The sequence below is a fragment of the Pseudoalteromonas sp. bablab_jr011 genome (genome assembly GCF_016464045.1).
Lineage (GTDB): Bacteria > Pseudomonadota > Gammaproteobacteria > Enterobacterales > Alteromonadaceae > Pseudoalteromonas > Pseudoalteromonas lipolytica.
This window is the reverse complement of sequence record NZ_JACDWU010000153.1, coordinates 1-609: the sequence shown is the minus strand read 5'-3', so window position 1 is coordinate 609 and position 609 is coordinate 1. Positions and strand designations below refer to the sequence as shown.

At 36.3% G+C, this 609-nt stretch carries 1 pseudogene; it reads left to right on the top strand.

Features of this window, described 5'->3' with window-relative positions:
* Nucleotides 1-555, top strand: a pseudogene (locus JIG41_RS07415) (TonB-dependent receptor); the annotation flags it as partial.
* Nucleotides 556-609 lie beyond the last annotated feature (54 nt).

Sequence of the window (609 nt, the reverse complement as noted above, 5' to 3'; positions counted from 1 at the left end):
AATGGTAACGTAACTGACTTACGTAACTTCTTACAAAACTCTGGTACATATAACGTTGAAGGTATCGACTTCTATACTGCATATAAGTTTGATACAGAATACGGTAGCTTCCGTACTTCACTAGATGTGTCATACGTTATGACAAACGAGTTTGATGGCGAAGACCAAGTAGGTGTTCAATATGGTGATGCTGGTTATCCAGAATACAAAGGGACATTTGCATTAGATTGGGCTTTAGGTGATTTTGATGCTCATTGGCAAACTCGCTATGTAGATCGTATGCAAAACTACTATGATGTATTAGGTTACACGCCTTCTTATCCTGGTATGGCGGCTGAAATTGGATCATATACTGTACACGATGTTTCAGTTGGATACTCTTTAGATACTTATAATACTAAGTTTACGTTAGGTATTGAGAACTTATTTGCAAAAGAGCCTTCTCCTGAATACTTAAACAACGATTTAGCAATCTCTACTAACAACTTCTCTGTAACAGAGTATGACGTTAACATGGATCGCTTTGTTTATGTACGTGCTACAATTAAGTTCTAATCTGCTTAATTAACGAATTTAAAAGCCACTCAATGAGTGGCTTTTTTCGTTATT